17 protein-coding genes are annotated in these 20530 nt (G+C 41.8%); 2 read left to right on the top strand and 15 right to left on the bottom strand.

The features are described 5' to 3' along the window. Positions 1-50 precede the first annotated feature (50 nt). Complete coding sequence (degS, locus tag EBQ12_RS07155) at positions 51-1226, bottom strand: two-component sensor histidine kinase DegS (RefSeq protein WP_024719243.1); 1176 nt, start codon at positions 1224-1226, stop codon at positions 51-53. 221 nt (positions 1227-1447) lie between these two features. Here degS and EBQ12_RS07150 point away from each other — a divergent pair, with 221 nt between their 5' ends. Then, a complete protein-coding gene (locus EBQ12_RS07150) occupies positions 1448-2116 on the top strand; it encodes a YigZ family protein (RefSeq protein ID WP_017357860.1) in 669 nt (222 codons plus the stop codon). After that, positions 2101-3198: an LCP family protein gene (locus EBQ12_RS07145; protein ID WP_007499958.1), complete on the top strand. Its 1098-nt coding sequence runs from the start codon at positions 2101-2103 to the stop codon at positions 3196-3198. Before EBQ12_RS07150 ends, EBQ12_RS07145 begins: the two co-directional genes overlap by 16 nt. A 38-nt stretch (positions 3199-3236) precedes the next feature. Here the strand turns inward: EBQ12_RS07145 and EBQ12_RS07140 are convergent, their stop codons facing one another. From EBQ12_RS07140 to EBQ12_RS07075, 14 genes are all read right to left on the bottom strand, one after another. Further along, positions 3237-4304, bottom strand: coding sequence for a glycosyltransferase family 4 protein (locus tag EBQ12_RS07140; RefSeq protein WP_007499956.1), 1068 nt, complete (start codon positions 4302-4304; stop codon positions 3237-3239). A gap of 134 nt (positions 4305-4438) precedes the next feature. Then, positions 4439-5686 carry a teichuronic acid biosynthesis protein TuaH gene (gene tuaH, locus EBQ12_RS07135; protein WP_125589506.1) on the bottom strand — a complete coding sequence of 416 codons (1248 nt, stop codon included), beginning with the start codon at positions 5684-5686 and terminating at the stop codon, positions 4439-4441. Beyond that, positions 5655-6410 carry a teichuronic acid biosynthesis protein TuaG gene (gene tuaG / locus EBQ12_RS07130; protein WP_024719247.1) on the bottom strand — a complete coding sequence of 252 codons (756 nt, stop codon included), beginning with the start codon at positions 6408-6410 and terminating at the stop codon, positions 5655-5657. Before tuaG ends, tuaH begins: the two co-directional genes overlap by 32 nt. A gap of 24 nt (positions 6411-6434) precedes the next feature. Then, positions 6435-7112 carry a teichuronic acid biosynthesis protein TuaF gene (tuaF, locus tag EBQ12_RS07125; protein WP_125589504.1) on the bottom strand — a complete coding sequence of 226 codons (678 nt, stop codon included), beginning with the start codon at positions 7110-7112 and terminating at the stop codon, positions 6435-6437. Positions 7113-7173: 61 nt separating this feature from the next. After that, positions 7174-8640 carry a teichuronic acid biosynthesis protein TuaE gene (gene tuaE / locus EBQ12_RS07120; RefSeq protein WP_125589502.1) on the bottom strand — a complete coding sequence of 489 codons (1467 nt, stop codon included), beginning with the start codon at positions 8638-8640 and terminating at the stop codon, positions 7174-7176. Positions 8641-8679: 39 nt separating this feature from the next. Next, the gene (locus tag EBQ12_RS07115) at positions 8680-9609 is read right to left on the bottom strand and encodes an NAD-dependent epimerase/dehydratase family protein (RefSeq protein WP_125589500.1); all 930 of its coding nucleotides are present in this window, start codon (positions 9607-9609) and stop codon (positions 8680-8682) included. Positions 9610-9623: 14 nt separating this feature from the next. Next, entirely contained in the window at positions 9624-10961 is a 1338-nt protein-coding gene (tuaD, locus tag EBQ12_RS07110) for a UDP-glucose 6-dehydrogenase TuaD (RefSeq protein WP_008348289.1), read from the bottom strand. 75 nt (positions 10962-11036) lie between these two features. Continuing rightward, positions 11037-12221 carry a teichuronic acid biosynthesis protein TuaC gene (tuaC, locus tag EBQ12_RS07105; RefSeq protein ID WP_125589498.1) on the bottom strand — a complete coding sequence of 395 codons (1185 nt, stop codon included), beginning with the start codon at positions 12219-12221 and terminating at the stop codon, positions 11037-11039. Further along, positions 12218-13669: a teichuronic acid biosynthesis protein TuaB gene (gene tuaB, locus EBQ12_RS07100; protein WP_125589496.1), complete on the bottom strand. Its 1452-nt coding sequence runs from the start codon at positions 13667-13669 to the stop codon at positions 12218-12220. The genes tuaC and tuaB overlap by 4 nt, the downstream gene beginning before the upstream one ends. A gap of 18 nt (positions 13670-13687) precedes the next feature. Continuing rightward, entirely contained in the window at positions 13688-14347 is a 660-nt protein-coding gene (locus EBQ12_RS07095; protein ID WP_008348294.1) for a sugar transferase, read from the bottom strand. 199 nt (positions 14348-14546) lie between these two features. Then, the gene (locus tag EBQ12_RS07090) at positions 14547-15116 is read right to left on the bottom strand and encodes a hypothetical protein (protein WP_019743577.1); all 570 of its coding nucleotides are present in this window, start codon (positions 15114-15116) and stop codon (positions 14547-14549) included. A 144-nt stretch (positions 15117-15260) separates the two neighbouring features. Continuing rightward, a complete protein-coding gene (locus tag EBQ12_RS07085) occupies positions 15261-16751 on the bottom strand; it encodes an N-acetylmuramoyl-L-alanine amidase (RefSeq protein ID WP_125589494.1) in 1491 nt (496 codons plus the stop codon). A gap of 140 nt (positions 16752-16891) precedes the next feature. Beyond that, positions 16892-18382, bottom strand: a complete 1491-nt coding sequence (locus EBQ12_RS07080) for an N-acetylmuramoyl-L-alanine amidase (protein ID WP_024719256.1) — start codon at positions 18380-18382, stop codon at positions 16892-16894. Between the two features lie 22 nt (positions 18383-18404). Beyond that, positions 18405-20513 carry a SpoIID/LytB domain-containing protein gene (locus EBQ12_RS07075; RefSeq protein ID WP_125589492.1) on the bottom strand — a complete coding sequence of 703 codons (2109 nt, stop codon included), beginning with the start codon at positions 20511-20513 and terminating at the stop codon, positions 18405-18407. Positions 20514-20530: the final 17 nt, after the last annotated feature.

Here is a 20530-nt window from a genome sequence, read left to right as displayed (position 1 = left end):
CATGTTTATTGTTCTACACCTGAACTTTATGGTCAATATGTCTTTTGTCTCTATTTTACAATTTTATTTTGTAATGTTAACGGTACTCTAATCATGATGAATGTCCCTAGACCTATTTTTGAGTCTATGGTCATTTTACCTTCTAGTAAGTCTACGCGCTCTTTCATACCAAGTAACCCAAAGGATTTGTTTTTATTTGTTTTCACATCTTTCATATCAAAGCCTTTTCCATCGTCTTTGATAATTAACGTGACAAAGTCTTTCGTCACTTCAACCTTCACAGAGATTTCTTCAGCTTCAGAATGCTTTAAAGAATTTGTGACAGCTTCTTGAGCTAGTCTAAACAGTGCCACTTCGAATTGAGAAGCAATTCTTTCATTTTCTGTATCCCCTAGGCATTGGAACGTGATCTTGGTTTTTCCATCATACTCTTCGATTGTGTTTAAATATTTTCTTAGCGTCGGAATGAGACCCAAATCATCTAAAGCCATTGGTCTTAAATCATAAATGATTCTTCTCACTTCGTACAGAGCATTTCGCACATTCTGTCTGAGACTTCTAATTTCTTTAAAGCCTTCTTCTGTCCCACGATCTCTGAAAATCCGTTCAATTAATTCAGAGCGCATCATCACGTTTGCCAGCATCTGTGCCGGACCGTCATGAATTTCACGGGATACCCTTTTACGTTCTTCTTCTTGAGCTTCAATAATTCTAAGTCCAAAATCTTGTTTTGCTTGAGCATCTTCAAGTAACACGCCAACTTGGCGTAAGTCCTGATTGAGATAGTTGAGAACCACTGTGATCTGGCTCACAAGCGTTTCAGAGCGTTCAATGACGTCTTGCAGGCTTAACAATCGTCTTTCGAGGTCATCTCTTCTTTCCCTCAGCTGTTTTTCGCGCTGCTGGATCATGGTCAATTCTACTTGCAGGTTATGTGCTTTTTCATAGGCTTCTCGTATTTCTTCTTCGCTGAATTTGTTGAAGTTTCTGCTGACCTCAGATAATCGATTTCTAGCATGTCTCGTATGTACTTCTAGTTTATCCCCAAAATCAATTACTTCGTTGACTTGCTGTTTAATTTGCTTGAGCTCTTCTACTAGGCTTTCATATTGTTGACGGGACTGTTCGCCGATTCTAAATACTTCGTCCTTACTGCCATCAACTGTACTTAGCATTTTCATGATGATTGAATCCAATAACTTCGGATCCATTTTAGGTGTTGTCATGGCTTTTCCCTCCCGTAACAGTGATGTCATCTTTTTTTATTATAAATGTCATTGATCTGCATTTTATGTCGAATTATAATGAAAGAATGCGTATAAATCATGAAATTTTTATGACGACCCTTTTTCCGCTCCTATCATCATAACAAAATACGCTGTAAAATTCTAAAACCAATGCAAATTTTCTCTAGCCTTACAATTTGCTTGTCAGGAGGGTATGTCTTTTGCTGAACCGCTATCTCACAGTAAAAAGCCGTGGCGAGCATGAGATCGTCATTGAAAAATCACGTTTTATTTGTCATATACAACGTGCTGTCTCAGAAGAAGAAGCACAAGCCTTTATACAATCCATAAAAAAACAACATTGGAACGCCACTCATAATTGTTCCGCCTATTTGATCGGTGAACATGATCTGATTCAAAAAGCAAATGATGATGGTGAACCAAGCGGTACGGCAGGGGTACCCATGCTTGAAGTGCTAAAAAAACGCAAGCTGAAAGATACAGTAGTTGTCGTCACTCGTTATTTCGGCGGTATTAAGCTAGGTGCCGGTGGATTAATTCGTGCGTACGGAAAATCTGTGTCTGAAGCAATCAATCATGTTGGTATGGTAGAACGCTGTTTAATGCGTACGATGCACACAACAATAGATTATACATGGCTTGGAAAGGTAGAGAATGAGCTTAGAGCCTCATCTTTTCAGCTAAAAGACATCCATTATGCAGAAGATGTGATTTTTGAAACGTATGTAGAAGAAACACAAACAGAGCAGTTCATTGAATGGATGACTGAGTTAACTAATGGAAAGAGTGTTACTAAAGAAGGCGAATTGATTTATTTAGAAAAGGACGTTGGTCCGATAAAGGAGACAGATGAATGGCACAACGAGTAAAAGTGCGTGTACGAAAGAAAAAGAGTAAGAAGAAAAAGATTTTCAAACGGATTCTGGTCTTATTTTTGCTTCTCTTCATCTGCATGGGCGGATTTGCAGTTTATAAGATTGTGAATACACTCCAGGCTGCTGACAAAACTTATGATGAATTAGAGCGTGGGGAGAAATCGAAACTCCGTGATGCTGTCATTGATATAAAGAAAAAACCTTTCTCTGTCCTATTTGTTGGTATAGAGGATTACGCCACAAATGGTGATCACGGCCGTTCAGATTCACTCATCGTCGCAACGATTAATCCTCAGGATAAAACGATGAAAATGGTCAGTATCCCCCGTGACACACGAGTACAGCTTGCTAGTGACACAACGGGAAATAAAGTAAAGATCAATGCGGCATTTGCTAAAGGCGGTAAAGACGAAACGATTGAAACTGTCGAACAATTCTTGCATATCCCAATTGACAAATATGCAACAGTGGACTTTGACGGTTTTAAGGATGTCATTGATGAAGTTGGGGGAATCGATATTGACGTTCCATTTGACTTCAATGAAAAAAGTGACGTCAAAAAATCGAAAAAGATTTACTTTAAAAAAGGAAATATGCATTTAAACGGGGAAGAGGCTCTTGCTTATGCGCGAATGAGAAAACAAGATCCACGTGGTGATTTTGGGCGTAACGATCGTCAGAAACAAATCTTACGTGCCATGATTGATCAAATGGCGAAACCTCATAATATTGCAAACGTGGATAATATTGCAAAAGAAGTAAGTGATCATATAACAACCAACTTCCGCATCACAGAAGGACTTGCTCTACAGCAAATTTACAGTGGTTTTAAAGGAGACGATACTGAAACACTATCTATTAAAGGATCAGACCTTTATTTGGGGCCAAATCGAACGTACTTCTTTGAGCCAGATCAAACCAACTTGGCTGAGGTGCAAAATGAGTTAAGGACGCATTTAAAGCTTCCTGCTGAGTCATCGTCCTCAACTGAAACAAATACACAAACCGATTCATCTTCTGATGCAACAGGGTCAGCCGATACACAGGCCCCTTCGACCAGCACATCAGGACAATAATAGGAAAACAGCCCGTTCCTTGGAAGCGGGCTGTTTTTTTATTGTCTTTTGACCATTCGTTTGTAGAATTTCGTAAATGGTTTAAACTCTTCGTTCACCAAACCAGTGACTTCAGCGATAACTTGCATAAACATGACCAGTAAAAAGATGATGATCAATGACAGCCAAATGGTGGCACTTGTCAGCAAAATCGCGCTTAAGCTGAAGACTAAGCCAATCATGTAAATCACAATCACTGCCATTCGATGTGATAAGCCAAAGGCCATCAGTCGATGATGGATGTGTGATTTGTCAGGTGCTGAGATAGGCTGTTTATTCAATATTCGTCTGATGATCGCAAAGGTCGTATCAAAGATAGGCACACCTAAAATAATTACAGGGACAACAACACTAAACAAAGTAACACTTTTGTACAATCCTAAAAGTGACAGGACCGAGATCATATAGCCTAAAAATAACGAACCTGTATCACCCATAAATATTTTTGCTGGATGGAAGTTATAAAAAAGAAAACCGATGGTACTGCCAATGACGACAAGAGATAACGAAAGAATCAGGATCTTGTCCGCAGAAAATGCCATGACGGCAATCGTGGTTAAACCGATAACCGAAATTCCGGCAGCCAGTCCATCTAATCCATCAATTAAATTGATCGCATTTGTAATCCCAACAATCCATAGTACAGTCAGGGGATACGCCATCCATCCTAACTCCAGTCGATCTGTTAAGAAAGGAACAGAGAAAAAGTCCATTTTTAAGCCCGTGCTCACGATTAAGCAAGCAACGAGAACTTGCACAAGAAATTTAAATTTTGCACTTAAATTATATTTATCATCAAATATACCTAAAATGACGATGAGTACAGCGCCAACTGATATAGCTGTAATTTTATTATGTAGAAACAGCCCGCCTGCTAGTGCTCCAGCCGCTACCCCAATAAAAATCGCCAAACCGCCCATTCGAGGCATTACTCTATCATGAACTTTTCGTTTATTCGGCTGGTCCACTGCACCAATCTTAATTGCAAACTTTTTGACGATTGGTGTCACAATTAAAACTGTAGCCAGAGAGACAAAAAACGCTAATAAGGCGCGTTCGTAATCCATAGGTCAGTCTCCTTCTAAATTGAAATCTGTATTTTGTATATTGGCCGCTCTTTCCATTATACAATTGAATATAGGATGATCACAAGCTCCCCCTAAGAAGAAGAAACAAATAAAAACGCACAATCCTGAATGAATTATGCGTTTTCTTTAATATTCGTTAATTCCACCATGTTTGTGAACAGTGCGTGCCAATCTTTTTTCTTTGCCCGGCTTTGTCTTAGATGTCTGTATGTCATGTCATCTTTTTTACTGATCACTTTCTGGCAGGCTTCGACGAAGAGAGCTGGATCTTCGCCCTCTACATATTCATACACATCATTCTCTTTTAGTCTTTCCGTTGATGGAAGATTTAAACCAACAACAGGGATTCCGGCAGCTAAAAATTCATACAGCTTGAGCGGAAAAACCGCTTGATTGTAAGGAGACTGTTTGTATGGCATCATCCCTACATCAATTAATTTCATATAAGCAGGCACTTCTTCTGGTGCGACTGCTCCAGTCCATAGGACATTGGGCAGTTTGAGTGCATGCTGAAAAGATGGATCTCCATTCGTTCCATCCGGACCGACAAATAAAAATGTCCAATCTGGCTGCATGCGAGCAGCTTGAGCGATCATGTCAAAATCGAGCTTCGGCTTGATCCCACCTATAAAGCCAAGAACCGTTCCCTCTCTTCCCTCTAGCACGTCTTCCCTGCTAGGGAGGTTGCTTTTTGCAAACACATCATACTCGACGCCATTTTCCACTGTAAAGACATCTTTCGGTTCACCCATGAGCCTTTTTTTGATTTGATCATGTAAGTATTGTGAAGAGCATGTAATGCTGTGCGCATATTTAATAATGCGGTTTTCTGCTTTTACAATGACTCGCTGTCTCACATAAGAGAGAATGTTGTTTTTTCCGCTGATGGGCTCTCCCCACAGGTCACTGCAATCATACACAATATGTTTCCATTCAAATAAAGAAGATAAGAGCGGAAATCCCGGAAACGTATACCATAAACAGACGGCTATGCCCTGCTTTTCTTCTTGACGCAAATGCTCAAGAAGAGGAGATAATTTATGAAAATAAAACATATCTTGATAGCGGCCAAAGCGAAAAAACTTGCTCTTGAGCACATCAGGAATGGTCATTTGCTTCATTCGATCCGTTATAGGCTGAAAGGGAGCTGAATGACGAGTGGCAGATGGGCATACCCAGATGACCTCTTTCGTTTCTGGATCAGATGCAAGAAATTCCGCCAGTCGATGCCGTCTGTACCTTAGGCCATCGTGTCCCCATTCTCCCGTTGCGACAATCACATGTATGATCGACTCTGCTTTCACCTTTATCACCTTTTTTCCCTTCTGTTTATAAGCGCTTTTTGACAGCATTTGTGGCATAGTGCATAAAACACCAAGATGCTTTCACAAAATGAAGCTGCTCAATTTCTCTGTAGACAAACCATGTTTTTTTCGCTGCTTTCCACTTGTTACTAGAAATCGAGTTTCCCACGATGCGATATTCACTGAGCGGCTCACTCATTCCATAGGCAGTAAATCCTTTTTTTAAAATAGAGAGCCATGTGGCTAAGTCCTGCCTTGTTCGAATGTTTGGCATTTCCACGTGTCCTACTTGTTGAAGATCGAGCATCACCGTCAAACAGCCGATAATCGTATTTTTTAAAGCTTCATTGTAGTTCAACTGAGCCGGCGCTGTGACGGTTTTTTGTAACGGCTCTCCATTTTCTGAAATGATGTCATATGCCGTGAAAGTAAAGGCATGATCATTATCTAACATAAACTTGACCTGCTTTTCGAGCTTTGTCTGTTTCCACATATCATCGCTATCTAAAAAAGCGATAAAGCGGCCTTTCGCCTGTTTGATGGCTGTGTTTCTAGCAATAGCGGCTCCTCCGTTTTCCTCTAAATAAATGACGTTGATTCTGTCGTCCGTCTGACTTAATTCCCCTAACAACTTCCTTGTGCCATCTGTTGAGCAATCATCTGCAATGATCAGCTCCCAGTTGGAATAGGTTTGGGCAAGGACGGAATGAACTGTATCCGTTAAATAACGTTCCGCATTATACGCCGGTGTAATAATTGATACTAACGGTTGATTGTTCACCTAAGACTCATCTCCAGTTCATCATTAAGATTCTTTGAACACTTCAGGTAACACCACAAACATAAGCGAGATGCTAAGGCCAATGACAAGTCCAAGCAGTGCTCGTTTTTTCGCTGACATGCCTTTGCCTGCTTCATCAAGCACTTGGGCAGGATCGACAATCTTTGCCTGCTTCATCCCGAGCTTTGTCGATTCCAATTCATATAAAAATCGTTCTTTATCGACCTTGGAGTCATTGCTGACAGATTCATCTTCAAGAGCGGATAGTCTCCTTTCAATGACTTGCTGTCTTTTCGTAAATAAGGCTTTGTCCTGCTTTAAAAATGTATCTGACACTTGTTTCACTACCGCCAAAGCTCGAGCTTGATCAGCATCTGTAAACGACAACTGCAATTGTGTATCGGACTGGTTCGTGAGAATCAAACGATTTTTCACATCCTGCCTTTCTTCTTCCTTTACATCACGGAGTGCTTGATTCAGAAATGCATCACTTTTTAATAGAGATGTCACTTCTGCCATATTGTTATACACACCGTCGTCATATTTCCCAAGCGTCAAGGTCACAGCAGCTGTGTAACTAGACTGTTCTACTGTCCCCTTGGCAAAAAAGAAACCAAAAGCAGTTAGTACGACAGGCAGCAGCACAAGCCAGACGATATATTTTTTCATTCGCTTCCCTATTCTTAACATAAAACCAGACATGCTCATTCTCCCAACATTGACGTATTTGCTTTTTCACTAGTGTAGCCATACAAACTCAGCATCACACGTTTGCCCACGGCTTGAAGCGCTGTTTATTTTTCATGATATTGACCGCTGCGATCACCAGCCCTAGAAACACCCAGTGGAAATATAAATTCGAGACCGAACTCGGACTGATACTTGAGACGAGAAAGCTCAGCATGGCAGCAAATAGACCTTCAATGATCATCTTGGCTGATCTCGTGTCAGCCAATTGGTATTGTTTGTACAATGAAAACATGAGATAGGCATACACTGAGATATAACCTAGCATGACGGCAAACCCAAAATTCGTCATCACCTCTAGCAGCCAATTGTGAACTTCCACGACCTGATCTGTATCAAAGATAGAAAAGTGAGCTAAGTAATAAGACACATTGCCCGCTCCGACTCCGAAACCGTATGAATTTGCAAAGAAATGCCAGGCGTTTTTGATTAAATTCGCCCGGGCAATGTTGGACGGAAGTGGTTCGCTGAAAGAATGAGCGACCTGAGAAGCGAGAAACAAGTCATAAAAGACAGAATAGATTTTGGCTGAAAAAATGGCGATACAGATGATAACAAGCCCGCCTGCTGCCATGATAGACCACTTTTTTAAAAAGCGAGGCATCAGCAGCCATACATAGATTGCCGCTCCGGCTAATATGCCAAGCAAGCTGGCGCGCGATTCTGTTAACAAAATGAGATACAGCGCTAAGATGGCTCCTAGTAATCCGAACGCTTTGATATAACCATTTTTCATTTGGCGCATACACGCCACATATAAGAAAAAGCTAATAGATAAAAACGTCGCAAAGTCATTTTGATTAAAGAAGACAGCTGTAGGATAGTGCTGTTTGTACGCTGGTCCAAGATACAATGAGGTATTCGGTAAATGGTTCAAGGTCAAGTGATTATAGAACCCGATTCCCATCACAAATACGGTCATGACTAGCCAAATACTATAAAAAGTCACGATCTGATCCATTCGCTGAATGTACATGACCACAAGAAAGACAAAACCCATTCCCATCGCAAGAAGAGACATATATTTCAGGCCGTCTGTGACCGAATGAGCCCAAAGCAGTGAGATGAGTCCGTAAAGAAACCATGCAGCGAAAAAACCAAGAATGCCTTTAACGCGAATTTGCTGCCACTGGGATATGTACGTTCCTTTGTCTCTCATCCGCCATATGAATAAAGCAAAGACAGCCAAGAGCATGATGCGGTAGAGAAAGAGACTAAAGAATCCGGCACTGATAGTGAAAAAAGCGTTATTGAGAAATGTTAATGCAATCAAAAGGTAAATGGCTGACATGAATATGTGCTCACCATTCATATAGAGCTTCATACATATAGCAGCCGCTATGAGCACCACAATCAAAACCGGAATGACCACCATCTTCTTTAACCCGATAGGCTGCGTGGATGCCATTTGTACAAGCCCGATACCTGCTGCTAATAAAATACATCCGATTATGATTTGCCATGCTGTTTGTTTCACACTCATACCCTTGTTCCTCCTAAGCAACCCATCCGATTTGAGGGATTAAGCCTTTACTTCCTGTTCATAGTAGGAAATGGTACGAGCCAAACCTTCTTGTAAACTCACAACAGGCTCCCATGCTAAGACTTGTTTCGTTTCCTCATTTTCCAATGTACTATGCACAATATCTCCTGCACGCTGAGGCTTATAAATCGGTTCAAGATCTGAACTCGTGACTCGCTTCATCGTTTGAAACAGCTCATTCACCGTGATGGAATAACCACTTGAGATATTTAAACAAACGTTTGATTGAGCTGTTAAAGCTGCAACATTCGCTGCGGCTAGATCGCCTACATAGATGAAATCTCTTGTTTGTTCCCCGTTTCCGAAGATGAAAGGCGCCTCATTTTTCGCAAACTTATCAGAGAAAATAGAGACAACACCGCCTTCACCAAGTGCATCTTGGCGCGGACCATATACATTGCTGTACCGCATGATACAATAGTCCACATCATAGAGTGATTTTGCCATCTGTAAGTATCGTTCAACTGTCAGTTTCGACAAGCCATAAGGTGAACCAGGCTGCAGTGGATGAGCTGTGTCGACCGGCAGATAGACTGGGTCTCCATAGACTGCTGCCGATGAGGCAAACACCACTTTCTCAACCCCGGCTTCAGCCGCTGCTTTGATCACATGCAGCGAACCTTTAATATTGACCTCTTCGTCATAGACGAAATGTTGAACCGAAACGGCTACACTCACTTGCGCTGCAAGATGAATGATATAATCTGGTGCAATGTGTTTGATCAAATCGATCGTTTCTGATTTTGTGACATCTGCTTCAATGCATTGTACGGAAAGGTGAGCGATATTTTCCTTCGATCCAGTTGAAAAGTTATCAAGAACGATGGGCTCATAACCTTTCTCTAATAAAGCCTCTACCGTATGAGATCCTATAAATCCACTTCCCCCAGTTACCAATACTTTCTTCATCCAAGTTCCCCCTATTATTGTGCCTTCGATACCAATTCTGTTTCCCATACGCCTGGGCGGCCAATGGACTGGTAAATAAATCCTCTCTCTTTCATTTCTGCTGGATCAAACAAATTCCTTCCATCAATTAAAATGGGAGAACGAAGCAGCTGCTTAATCTGATCCTTATCCATCTTCTGTACGTCATCCCATTCCGTTAAGATGAGACAAGCATCTGTATCTTTCACTGTTTCATAGAGATCATTGCTGAAGACCGCCTGCGGGCCAAGCTCTCTTTCTGCTTCTACATAAGCAATTGGATCATAGGCTTTGACAAAAGCTCCGAGCTCTCTCAGCATTGGAATAATATCTAGTGCTGGGGCTGAACGCATATCGTTTGTATTTGGTTTAAATGCGAGCCCTAAAACGGAAATCGTTTTTCCTTTAATATCACCGAACACACTCATCAGTTTGCTGACAAGATGGGCTCTTTGGTGGTTGTTTGTTTCAATGACAGATTCGATCAGCTTGAACCGGTAGCCAGCTGTTTCGGCAATTTTGAGAAGAGCCATCGTATCTTTTGGGAAACAAGAACCACCAAATCCAATGCCTGCTTTTAAAAATTTATGCCCGATCCGGCTGTCTAACCCAACGCCTTCGCTGACTTTTTCCACATCAGCACCAACTCTCTCGCAAATGTTCGCAATGTCATTGATGAATGAGATTTTTGTGGCGAGCATGGCATTTGCCGCATACTTAATCATTTCTGCACTTTCTAGATTGGTCTCAACCACTTCTGTTTGAAACGGATCATGCAATTTTTTAATGATCGTGGATGCATGTGAGCTTGTAGAGCCAATCACCGCTCTCTCCATATTCATCGTATCTTGAATAGCTGAACCTTCCCGCAGAAACTCTGGATTGGAGACGACATCAAATGGATATTTACTGCGTGAAGCCTTTTGAACAATGGCTTGAACAAGACGGCCTGTTCCAACCGGTACTGTGCTCTTATTCACGATGATTTTGTAGCCATTCAGGTGTTCCCCAACCGTTTGAGCCACAGCTTTCACGAATGTTAAATCCGCTTCCCCCTGAGGTGTCATTGGTGTTCCTACCGCAATATAAATAATCTCTGATTCTCGAATTGCAGCGGGAATATTGGTTGTAAAACACAATCTTCCTTCTTCTGTATTCTTCTCAATCAATTCCTTTAAGCCCGGTTCATAAATTGGAACGAGACCGCTTTTTAAGCTGTTGATTTTTGATTCGTCGATGTCACAACAAATGACGCGATTTCCGATATCAGCAAAACAAGTACCCGATACTAACCCGACATATCCTGTTCCAATCACAGCAATTTTCTTCAACATGTTTCATCCTCTCAGTAAAAGCATATTGGTCGTTCCAAACTGTTTATCTATCAGTCTTTGCACATTTCATCCTGTTTAAACGGTGGAAGTTGATTGATTCAGCACCTTTTCATATTGCTGAATCAGAAGCGTAGCATTATGTGATGATGAATAATCTGTATGGACGATGTGGTGAAGATCGTTCTTCACTTGCTCGTTCCATCTGTTTTCATAAAGATAAGCGTGAATCGCTTCTTTTAGCTGACTCGTTGAACGCGGTTCAATGAGCAGATGTTGATAGGTAGAAAATAGTGATGGGAGACCACCAACCCGTGTTGCGATGACAGGCATTTTTAAAGCGAGCGCCTCAAGGACGACAGTCGGCATTCCTTCACTGTAGGATGGAAGGGCAAACAGGTCAGCTGCCATTAAATAATGTTTGACTTGTTCATTCGGCACCTGACCCGGGAGTATAATGGATTCTCCCGCCCGTTCGGCCAGCTCCTTTGCGAGGGGTCCTTTTCCGACAAAGACGGCTTTTACACCCTCCATCCCGCTGACAGCTTCCGCTAATTCAAGCAAACCTTTCTCTTTGACTAAACGGCCGACAAAAACGACGAGCTTGTCGTGAAGCGGTAAACCAATCTGCTTTCTGATGGCTGTTTGATCCCCCAGTGTTCTAGAAAATGACTTGAGCGGAATTCCAAGCGGGAGGCATTGTGCATCCACCTCTGTCATGTCATGTGTTTTCTTTGCCAGCTCTTCACTCACTGTGAGAACAGCAGACGCCTGTTTTACTGCTCCTTTAAAGGCGGCAAGCGCCCCTTGGCTATAGGTTGGATAGACGTTCACATCACTGCCGTGTAAGGTCAGAAGATAAGGGATGTTTGCTTCCTTTTTGATCACAGCTGCTGCGCCGCCAGACGGCATAGCAAAGTGCGCATGGATGAAATCCGGTGACAGTTCATAACGCTCCATTGTGCGCAGGACAGAAGCTGCGATTCGTTTACTCGGCTGAGCCCATTTTAGCTGTCCAGGCAGCGCTGTATAGGGCGGTCTGTAAACCGGCACGCCGCACCTCACTTCCTGCTGGGGAAGATCTTTTCTCTGACGATAGGAAGCTTTAAGCATCCGTAAGATGGGCGGATTGACAGGAGTAGGACAAATCACGCTCACTTCTACGCCCTGTTTGACCAGCTCCTGCACTTGCGTTTCATGGAAGACGCCTTCACTTGGATGTTTTTCACTAGGATATACACTTGTCAGCCATAGCACCTTCATGACGAACGACCTCTTCTCCATAATTTCCCTGCCATCTGCGGATACATTTTGACAAGCAGCAAGCTATATAAAGCCGCACTTAAACCAATCGTCAGTAGTAATTGAAGCAGTATATCCGCTGATGTCAGCTTCATCCCTTGATGAACAGTCACTGCGCAGGCGGCCATTAACAGCGTCATGACAGCAGGCTTTACGAGTGATTTTACATACACCTTCATATCTAGCTGAATGACATAAGCCATCAGCCACCTGCCCACAATGAAGTTCAGCAGGCTGACCCCTGAGTAGACCCAAGCTACAGTCAATAGACTGCCGGTATGGACTCCTGCATATAAGGCGCATCCATATACGATGAGCATGCCTGTATCCCAATAAAAAGCTAAGTCAGCTCTCCCTTTTGCAAGAAGGATGGAACCATTTGGATTCATCAGCACACGGAGTAGACCGACAATGCACAAAATATTCAAAACCGGGACCGCCACTAGCCATTTCTCTCCAAACACCACTTCTATAAAGCTATCTGATACGGCAGCAAGACCAATGAGTAGTGGAAAACTAATGAGCGCAAGCATATTCGTCATGCTGAGGAAGCCCTCACGCAGCCTAGAGTGATCACGCTGACTTTTTGCGAAAACTGGGAAAGCCACTCTCGTCACAATCGGGTTAATTTTCAGCACCGGGATTGTGACGATTTGATAAGCCAGGCTATAAATCCCTAATGCCTCTGCTCCAAGAAATCGTCCTATTAAAATCATGTCGATGTTTGAGCCTGCCCGATTGACGAGTCTTGACGCAAGCTGGAAAGCCCCGAAGGAGAAAAACTCTTTCACTTCCCCTAATGCGAAAACGGGTGCTGGGCGCCACTTCTTCCAATAAGCCGCTGCATACATGAGACCTTTTCCTGATTGAAGCAGCACTTGAGAGACCACATAGGCCACAATTGGATTGATAAAAAAGGCTAGGATAAGTAGAACAATCAGCGAAATAATCGTCGCTATCGTCTCAATCGTACTTAAGGTTTTAAAGGCTAAATCTTTCTGCATCATGTATTGGTATTGCTGACCAATTGGTGCAATGAGAAACATGATTGATAATAACTTGAGCAAGCCTTCCAGCTCAGGTCTGGCATAAAAGGCGGCAATCAAGGGACTTGCGAGGATCAATACACAAAACAAGAGAATTCCCGTCAGCAAGTTGATCCAATATAATGTAGATAATTGACGTTCCGTCGTTTGTTCCTTTTGAATGATCGCAGCACCGATGCCTAGATCAAGTAAAATCTGTGTAAATATTGTGACAGTTGTGATCATGCCAACGAGTCCAAATTCTTTCAGTGACATTACGTTTCCTAAAAAGGCGAACTGTGCAATTTGGATGATGGTAATGATCAATGCGGACAAGCTTGTCCATTTTGCTCCGCCCAGCAGGCGATTTTTCATACTTGCCATTTCTCTTCCCTACTTTACTTATCTGGCTCCGTCACCAGTCACGATGACTTTTAACGTTTTTACCATAATCTTCGTGTCGAGAGAAAATGTCAAGTTTTGAATATACTGTAAGTCGTGTGATAATTTTTCACTTGGACTCATTTCATATCCCCCATTTACTTGAGCAAGACCAGTCAGCCCCGGCTTCACTGTCAGTCTTTTTGTAAAGCCTGGAATCGTCCGATTAAATTCGGCAGTAAACATTGGTCTTTCAGGACGTGGACCTACAATACTCATTTCTCCTTTTAACACGTTGATAAATTGCGGCAGTTCATCAATTCTTGTTTTTCTGATGAATGCCCCCACTTTGGTGATACGAGGGTCATTTTTTTGCGCCCATTTTGCTCCTCCGCTTTCTGCGTTGGTTCTCATCGATCTGAGCTTCCATAATTTAAAGTAGACACCGTCTTTTCCGACCCTTTCCTGCATATAAAAGGCTGGCCCTGGTGTTTCTAGCTTAATTAAAAGGGCAAACAGTAAAATGATTGGCGTACTCAACATCAATCCGATGAACGAGAACACAACATCTATGAAACGTTTTGCAAATAAATATCGAACCATATGTTCTGTTAAAGCAAAAGAGTGATTTCGTCTCACTTCATATTCTCTGTAAAGGTTCATCGCTTTCTCTGCGCTCACTGACCTGCACCTCACCATTCAAAGTAGTTGTTGTGTAAAGAGATGTTCTATGAAAGTCAGTTTAGCAGAGCAACATTAAGCAAATGTAAATGGGCTGTTAAGTCTTGTAAAAGTGTGTTAAGAATGTGCCCTTATATCAAGTTATGCCCTTTTAAACGTAAAAAAGACCCGCATTTCTGCGGGTCTACGTGTCTTTTTTTTATTTTGCCTTTACGGATTCGATCGTCTTCAGTCTAAGCGTTCCGTTTGCATCTTTTGTATAAGTTACTTTCACTTTTGATTCTTCTTTTAGGCTGTTCACTTGTTTAGAAAATGTATTTCCGAATTGAATGGCTACTTCTTTTCCATCAATGTTGACAGCAATTGTATGTCCATCAGCCAAACCGACATATGTGCCTTCTTTGGTGACTTCATTTTTCTTCGTTGTAGATTCTTTTTTTGTTTTAGATTCAGCTTTTGACTGATCGTTTGTCGTTTCTTCTTTTGTGATTTCCTTACTTGAGCTTTCTTTTGCATCTTCATCAGATTGACCTGCTTGGTCTTCTGTTTGAGCAGCTGTTTCTTTGCTTTCATCATCTGCTTTTTCACTTGCAGACTTGTCTTCCGTCTTTTCATCTGTTGCATTTTCTTTCTTTTGATCTGCTGCTTCAGTTGTTTCTTTTTTGCTGTTATCCGTATTGTTATCGTTTGACTGATTTGATGTGCCGCATGCTGTGAGCATTACACCTAGAAGTAAGACTAAAAACGGCATTGTGATTAATTTTTTCAAGATCGTCACCTCTTCATGATTTGTCGATTTGCTGTCATTGGAAGGCAAATACGTGAAAAATCCACCCTCTATGTTTCGATTATAACAAAAATAACCTGAAATGAAATGTATTTTTAACTTGACATATCATTCATCCGATCTATTTTATTCAAAATATTGAGATACACCTGCTGCGATTCCTGAAGCCAGCCGCTCCTTGGCAGTCGATGATTTTAATATACTGGCATCAATCGGACTGGTTACGAACCCCGTTTCAAGCAAGATGCTGGGCATTTTTGAATACTTGATCACGTAGAACCCTGCTGTCTTCACACCGCGATCTCTTGTGCCAAGGGCTTTCACCATCTGGGGATGTACCTTTTGTGCCAGCTTTAAACTATTGGCCGAAGCATACGTCGCATCATAATACGTTTCTGTTCCATTTGCACCGCTATGATCATTTGCATTGGCATGGATGCTGATGAACACATCCGCACCAGCCTGTGATCCTTTGCTTACACGTGTTTGCAAGGAATCAAATGTATCAGATGTTCTAGACATGACCGTCAACGCACCCGCTTGTTTGAGCCTTGCTTGCAGTTTTAACGCGACATCCAGATTAACATTTTTTTCAAACAGCCCATTTCCTACCGCTCCAGCATCCTGTGCACCATGACCTGGATCAATAAAGATGGTTTCACCTAACACATGATTTTTCAGCTGTGTGATCACACTGGTTCGTATGGTTGATGTTCCGCCCAACACTGTAAATGTTGAAATCTTTTTAGTCCCAATGACACGACGAATCGCATCTGGCACTGATTGAGCGTCTGTAAGAAGAAGGGTTTGCCCTTGCTTGGCTGCCGTACTTGCCGCAGCTGCCGCATCGGCATATGCATAGCCGTTACTCATATACGTTTGGGTTGTCTTCATCGGGTATGTGTTCGCAATTCGGGCTGCCACTTCATACCGATTGGCTCCGCTGATTCTCACGGGTGATGGCAGCTTTTGATAGGCTGCTTGATTGACACTTGTTTCCCCGCCAATCACAATCGTCCGTTTCACCGCTTTGCTTTTTAATAGATTGGCTGTTTCCTGCCGCAGCCCTTTTGCATCGGTTAATAAAATAGGAAAGCCCTGTTTTGCAGCATATGGAGCAATCGCCACAGCATCTGCATAAGCAGAACCATTCACAATCACAGCTGTATCAACACTCTTCATTTGCTTAGCAACGTTTGCCGCCAATTCATATCGATCCTTTCCTTGTATTCGCGATACGGATAGATTCATTGCTTTTAGCTGCGCTACGACTTTTTGAGAAATGCTTGCGGTTCCGCCAAGAATGATGACACGCTTCGTTCTCAACTGCTGAAGACCTAACTTAGTTGCACCTGATAGACTGCTAGTATTCGTTAACAGCACTGGCGCTCCTTGCTGAAAGGCATACGGCACAGCACTTAGCGCATCAGCATAAGCTTCACCGCCTACTAAAACAACTGTAGGTGCTGTCGACCAGCCTCGTTTTGCAGCGTTAACTGCCACCTCATATCGATTACTTCCCTCAATCTTCGATACATTGTGCTGCGCAAATGCTGATGGTGCATATAAACATAGTGAAACCACAATTAAAACAAAACATTTGATATAAGAACGCATGAAGTCAACCTCCTTGGTTTTGAACCCTTCATCATGGAACCCAGGAAACACTTCATGTACTTTTGAAAAAAGGCTGCCGAGAGTCGTTTCTCGAGCAGCCTAAGAGGTGTATCTTCGGCACCCCTCATCTGTATGTTTTCTTATCTAAAATAGCCTGAAACACCGCTTGAAATACCTGACGCCAATCGATCTTTATAAGTAGCGGATTTCAAAATATTTGAATCAACTGGACTGGAAACAAAACCAGTTTCTAAGAGAACACTTGGCATCTTAGAATATTTAATGACGTAGAAGGCAGCTGTCTTCACGCCACGGTCTCTTGTGCCTAATGCACTGACCATTTTAGGCTGAATATTTTGCGCGAGCTTCAAGCTGTTTGTTGCCGCATATGTTTTGTCATAATACGTTTCAGTTCCATTTGCACTGCTGTTATCATTTGAGTTCGCATGGACACTGATGAAGATATCTGCATTTGCTGACGCACCTTTGCTCACCCGTGTTTGAAGACTATCGAATGTGTCTGATGTTCTTGACATCGTCACAAGTGCACCTGCGTTGTTTAACTTTGTATTTAGACGTTTGGCTACATCTAAGTTTAAGTTCTTCTCATATAATCCGTAGCCTACCGCTCCTGAATCATGAGCGCCATGACCTGGGTCAATGAATACTTTTTTGCCAACGACAGGGTTTTTCAATTGATTCACAACAGTTGGTGTCACTGTATTTGTACTACCAACGACGGTAAATTTGGTGATTTTTTTGCTGCTAATCGTCGCTCTTGTTACCTTTGGCAGCGTCTTTTCATTCGTTAGGAGCAATGCTTTGTTTTGCTTTGCTGCAATTCCTGCCGCAGAAGATGAAGTGGCATAGCCAAACCCTCTTCCTACATAGGTATTATTTGTGCTCATATTGTATTTTTTCACAATATTCGCAGCCACGTCATAACGAGTAGAGCCTTTGATTCGCGTTGGAGATTTTAATTGATTATAAGCTGCTTTTGTGACGTAATTCTCTCCGCCTACGACAATGGTTTGTTTCACATTGCTTGCTTTTGCAACAGAAGCGATTTCAGAACGAAGGCCCTTTTTATCTGTATATAGAATTGGGAACCCTTTTTGTGCCGCTACAGGTGCAATGGCAATTCCATGTGCATAGAATGACCCTTCAACCACAACGACGCCAGCTGGCGTTTTCATTTTTTTCGCGATATTTGCCGATAGCTCATATCGGTTTTTTCCTGAAATACGTTGTGTAGAGATGCCCATTTTCTTTACTTGATTGACCACGTTGTTTGACACACTTGATGTGCTGCCTAAAACAATAACTGTCTTCGTTTTTAAAGCCGTTAAGGCTTTTTTTGTATCTCCAGAAAGGCTTGTACTATTTGTGTAAAGAACTGGTCCATTTTTTTGATGTGCCAGTGGAATTCCTGCTGTTGCATCTGCATATGCAGTTTTCCCCACTAAAACAACTGTACTTGCTGTTCCCCATCCTTTTTTCGCTACGTTTGCTGCTACAGCATACCGGCTCCCACCATCAATTCGGGAGACCGAGTTATCTGCTGAAGCTGTTGGAACAATAACGAAAATGGCGATGAGGCTGAGGATGGCTGTTTTAATCATTGAGCGCATCTTCTAAGTCCTCCTTTTATTCTTAATAGTTTGTTAGTTTTGTACCTGGATAGTAGAACGAAAGTATGGAAGAATACGAGTTTCCAGATTCAGCTCTAGCTTTGGCGCCGTATTGACTCATACCAATGCCGTGACCATAGCCTTTTCCTGAAATCGTGAAATCATTTGTATTATTCTTTACTGACGCAAACGTACTTTTCACCTTTGTTGCGCCCATGACTGTTCTAAACTCTGTCATTTTCATACTTGCCGTTGTACTTTTGTTCACTGTATACGTACCTGTTTTGTTTTTCAGATGGTAATTCAGCTTGATTGAAACGGTCTTCGCACGCTGACCTTTTGTTTTTCCTGAGAATGTCAGGCTTGAAATAGATGCAATTCTCATGTCAGATGCAGCTGTTTCTTTATTTTTCAACAGCCATGATTTTAGACCAGCAAGGTCGGCAGCATTGGCTTCTTTTGCCTTAGACCACTCAGAAGCTGCTGTACTTGCAGTCAACGTAGTACCTAATTGCTTTTTAGACAACTTCAGTGTCCACGCATTGACAGGATCTTTTGTGTCTTTTTTGGCGACTAAGTATGGCAGTGCATTCCCCCACACTTCTTCACTCGCCTCAGTGTATCCGCCATTACTAGAATAATAGGTGGCTGAAATAAGTTGATTGTTGTATTTCAGAACCTTGCCTTTTGTGGCATCCACAGCTTTTGTCGAATTTGTGTACCAGTTATATCCTCCATATACTTGGAAGGCTGTTGTATCAGGTACGACTTTTCCAATACTTTTCACTGAATACGTTCTAGCGGCAACAGCTTGTGCTTTTAATGCCTCAACATGCCAGCTCGCAGGCATTTCGTTTGGCACAACACCTTTTAGATAGTCTTCAAATGGAATATTTTCATTAGTCGGCCTGATATATCCTGATTCAATGGCAAAGTTGACGTTACCTAAGTAAGGCTTCCCTGCGATTTGAAGGACATTTTTGGTTGAATATTTCTCAGGAACAACTCTTAATGTGTTATACGTCTTAATGCCTTTTAATGAAATTTTTCCGTTAGAAATATTCAATTGGTAGTTTTGATTTTTTTTCAGATAGACTTGTTTGGCTAAAGAATTTTTTAAACTATCTGTAATCGCACTTGTGCTACCAGCAAGATGGTAAGCATATGTACCTTTTTCTTTCAGCAATGCTTTTAATGACGCTGTGACAGAATCCGGCTTCACATACACAACGGTACTGTTAGATTTTGCAGCCAATTGCGACAAAGGCATTGCATAAATATAGCTAGAGGCTTTTGCCAAGTACACTTTATCTGCATTAATGTTTAATTTTTTAATGATATTCACAGATAATTCGTAGCGATTGGCACCGCTGATTCGTGTCACCTGTGAGGTTTTCTTGATTTGATTTTCTACTTTTTGTCCCGTACTTTTTGTACTGCCGATGATAATGACTTTACTTGGCATTTTATATGACGGAATGGAATCTTTTTTTGTTAATAGGATTGGGTATCCTTTTCTCGATGCATAGGATGCAATTGCAATCCCATTCATGAATGAGTTCCCGCCGACAACAATTGCTTGCTTATAATTACCCATCTCTTTGGCGATTTTTTGGGAAATTTCAAATTTGTCTTTCCCACTAATGCGTCTCACTTTTCCATACTTTTTGATTGATTTCTCAGCAGCTGTTGAAATACTTTTTGTATTCCCGACAATTAAGATGTTATCAGGATTCATTTTTTTTAACTGATTTTCGGTTGTCTTCGTTAGCTTTTCAATGTTCGTGTACAAAATTGGCGCGCCTAATTTGTATGCTAACGGCGATACAGAAATGGCATGATCAAATGCATCTCGGCTCACAATCACAACAGTTGAAGGATTTTTCCAGCCTGCAGAAGCGATACTATTGGCTACTTCGTAACGATTTTTGCCGTCATATCTTTTCGTCACAGCGACATTTGATCCTGACAGCTTGTATTCCCCAGTTGTTGAAATATCCATGCTTGTTTTGTTTCCTATATAATTAGACAATTTCACTGAAATTGTCGAGCTGGCCATGGCAGACTGAAAAGGTGCAATTAGTAGTGTCATTGTCATGAGAACGATAAGTGTAATGCCTGTTTTCTTCAATTTTGTTCATCCCGCCC

The organism is Bacillus sp. 2B09 (assembly GCF_003946835.1).
GTDB classification, from domain to species: domain Bacteria; phylum Bacillota; class Bacilli; order Bacillales; family Bacillaceae; genus Bacillus; species Bacillus altitudinis.
The sequence above is the reverse complement of the archived record's forward strand: the minus strand, read 5'-3'. Positions and strand labels throughout refer to the sequence as shown.

What these genes read in the sequence shown, in the direction of transcription:
- degS (WP_024719243.1), bottom strand. Translation starts at nt 1,226, where the DNA reads ATGACAACACCTAAAATGGATCCGAAGTTATTGGATTCAATCATCATG.
- EBQ12_RS07145 (WP_007499958.1), top strand. Translation starts at nt 2,101, where the DNA reads ATGGCACAACGAGTAAAAGTGCGTGTACGAAAGAAAAAGAGTAAGAAG.
- EBQ12_RS07140 (WP_007499956.1), bottom strand. Translation starts at nt 4,304, where the DNA reads ATGGATTACGAACGCGCCTTATTAGCGTTTTTTGTCTCTCTGGCTACA.
- tuaH (WP_125589506.1), bottom strand. Translation starts at nt 5,686, where the DNA reads ATGCCACAAATGCTGTCAAAAAGCGCTTATAAACAGAAGGGAAAAAAG.
- tuaF (WP_125589504.1), bottom strand. Translation starts at nt 7,112, where the DNA reads ATGTCTGGTTTTATGTTAAGAATAGGGAAGCGAATGAAAAAATATATC.
- tuaE (WP_125589502.1), bottom strand. Translation starts at nt 8,640, where the DNA reads ATGAGTGTGAAACAAACAGCATGGCAAATCATAATCGGATGTATTTTA.
- EBQ12_RS07115 (WP_125589500.1), bottom strand. Translation starts at nt 9,609, where the DNA reads ATGAAGAAAGTATTGGTAACTGGGGGAAGTGGATTTATAGGATCTCAT.
- tuaD (WP_008348289.1), bottom strand. Translation starts at nt 10,961, where the DNA reads ATGTTGAAGAAAATTGCTGTGATTGGAACAGGATATGTCGGGTTAGTA.
- tuaC (WP_125589498.1), bottom strand. Translation starts at nt 12,221, where the DNA reads ATGAAGGTGCTATGGCTGACAAGTGTATATCCTAGTGAAAAACATCCA.
- tuaB (WP_125589496.1), bottom strand. Translation starts at nt 13,669, where the DNA reads ATGGCAAGTATGAAAAATCGCCTGCTGGGCGGAGCAAAATGGACAAGC.
- EBQ12_RS07085 (WP_125589494.1), bottom strand. Translation starts at nt 16,751, where the DNA reads ATGCGTTCTTATATCAAATGTTTTGTTTTAATTGTGGTTTCACTATGT.
- EBQ12_RS07080 (WP_024719256.1), bottom strand. Translation starts at nt 18,382, where the DNA reads ATGCGCTCAATGATTAAAACAGCCATCCTCAGCCTCATCGCCATTTTC.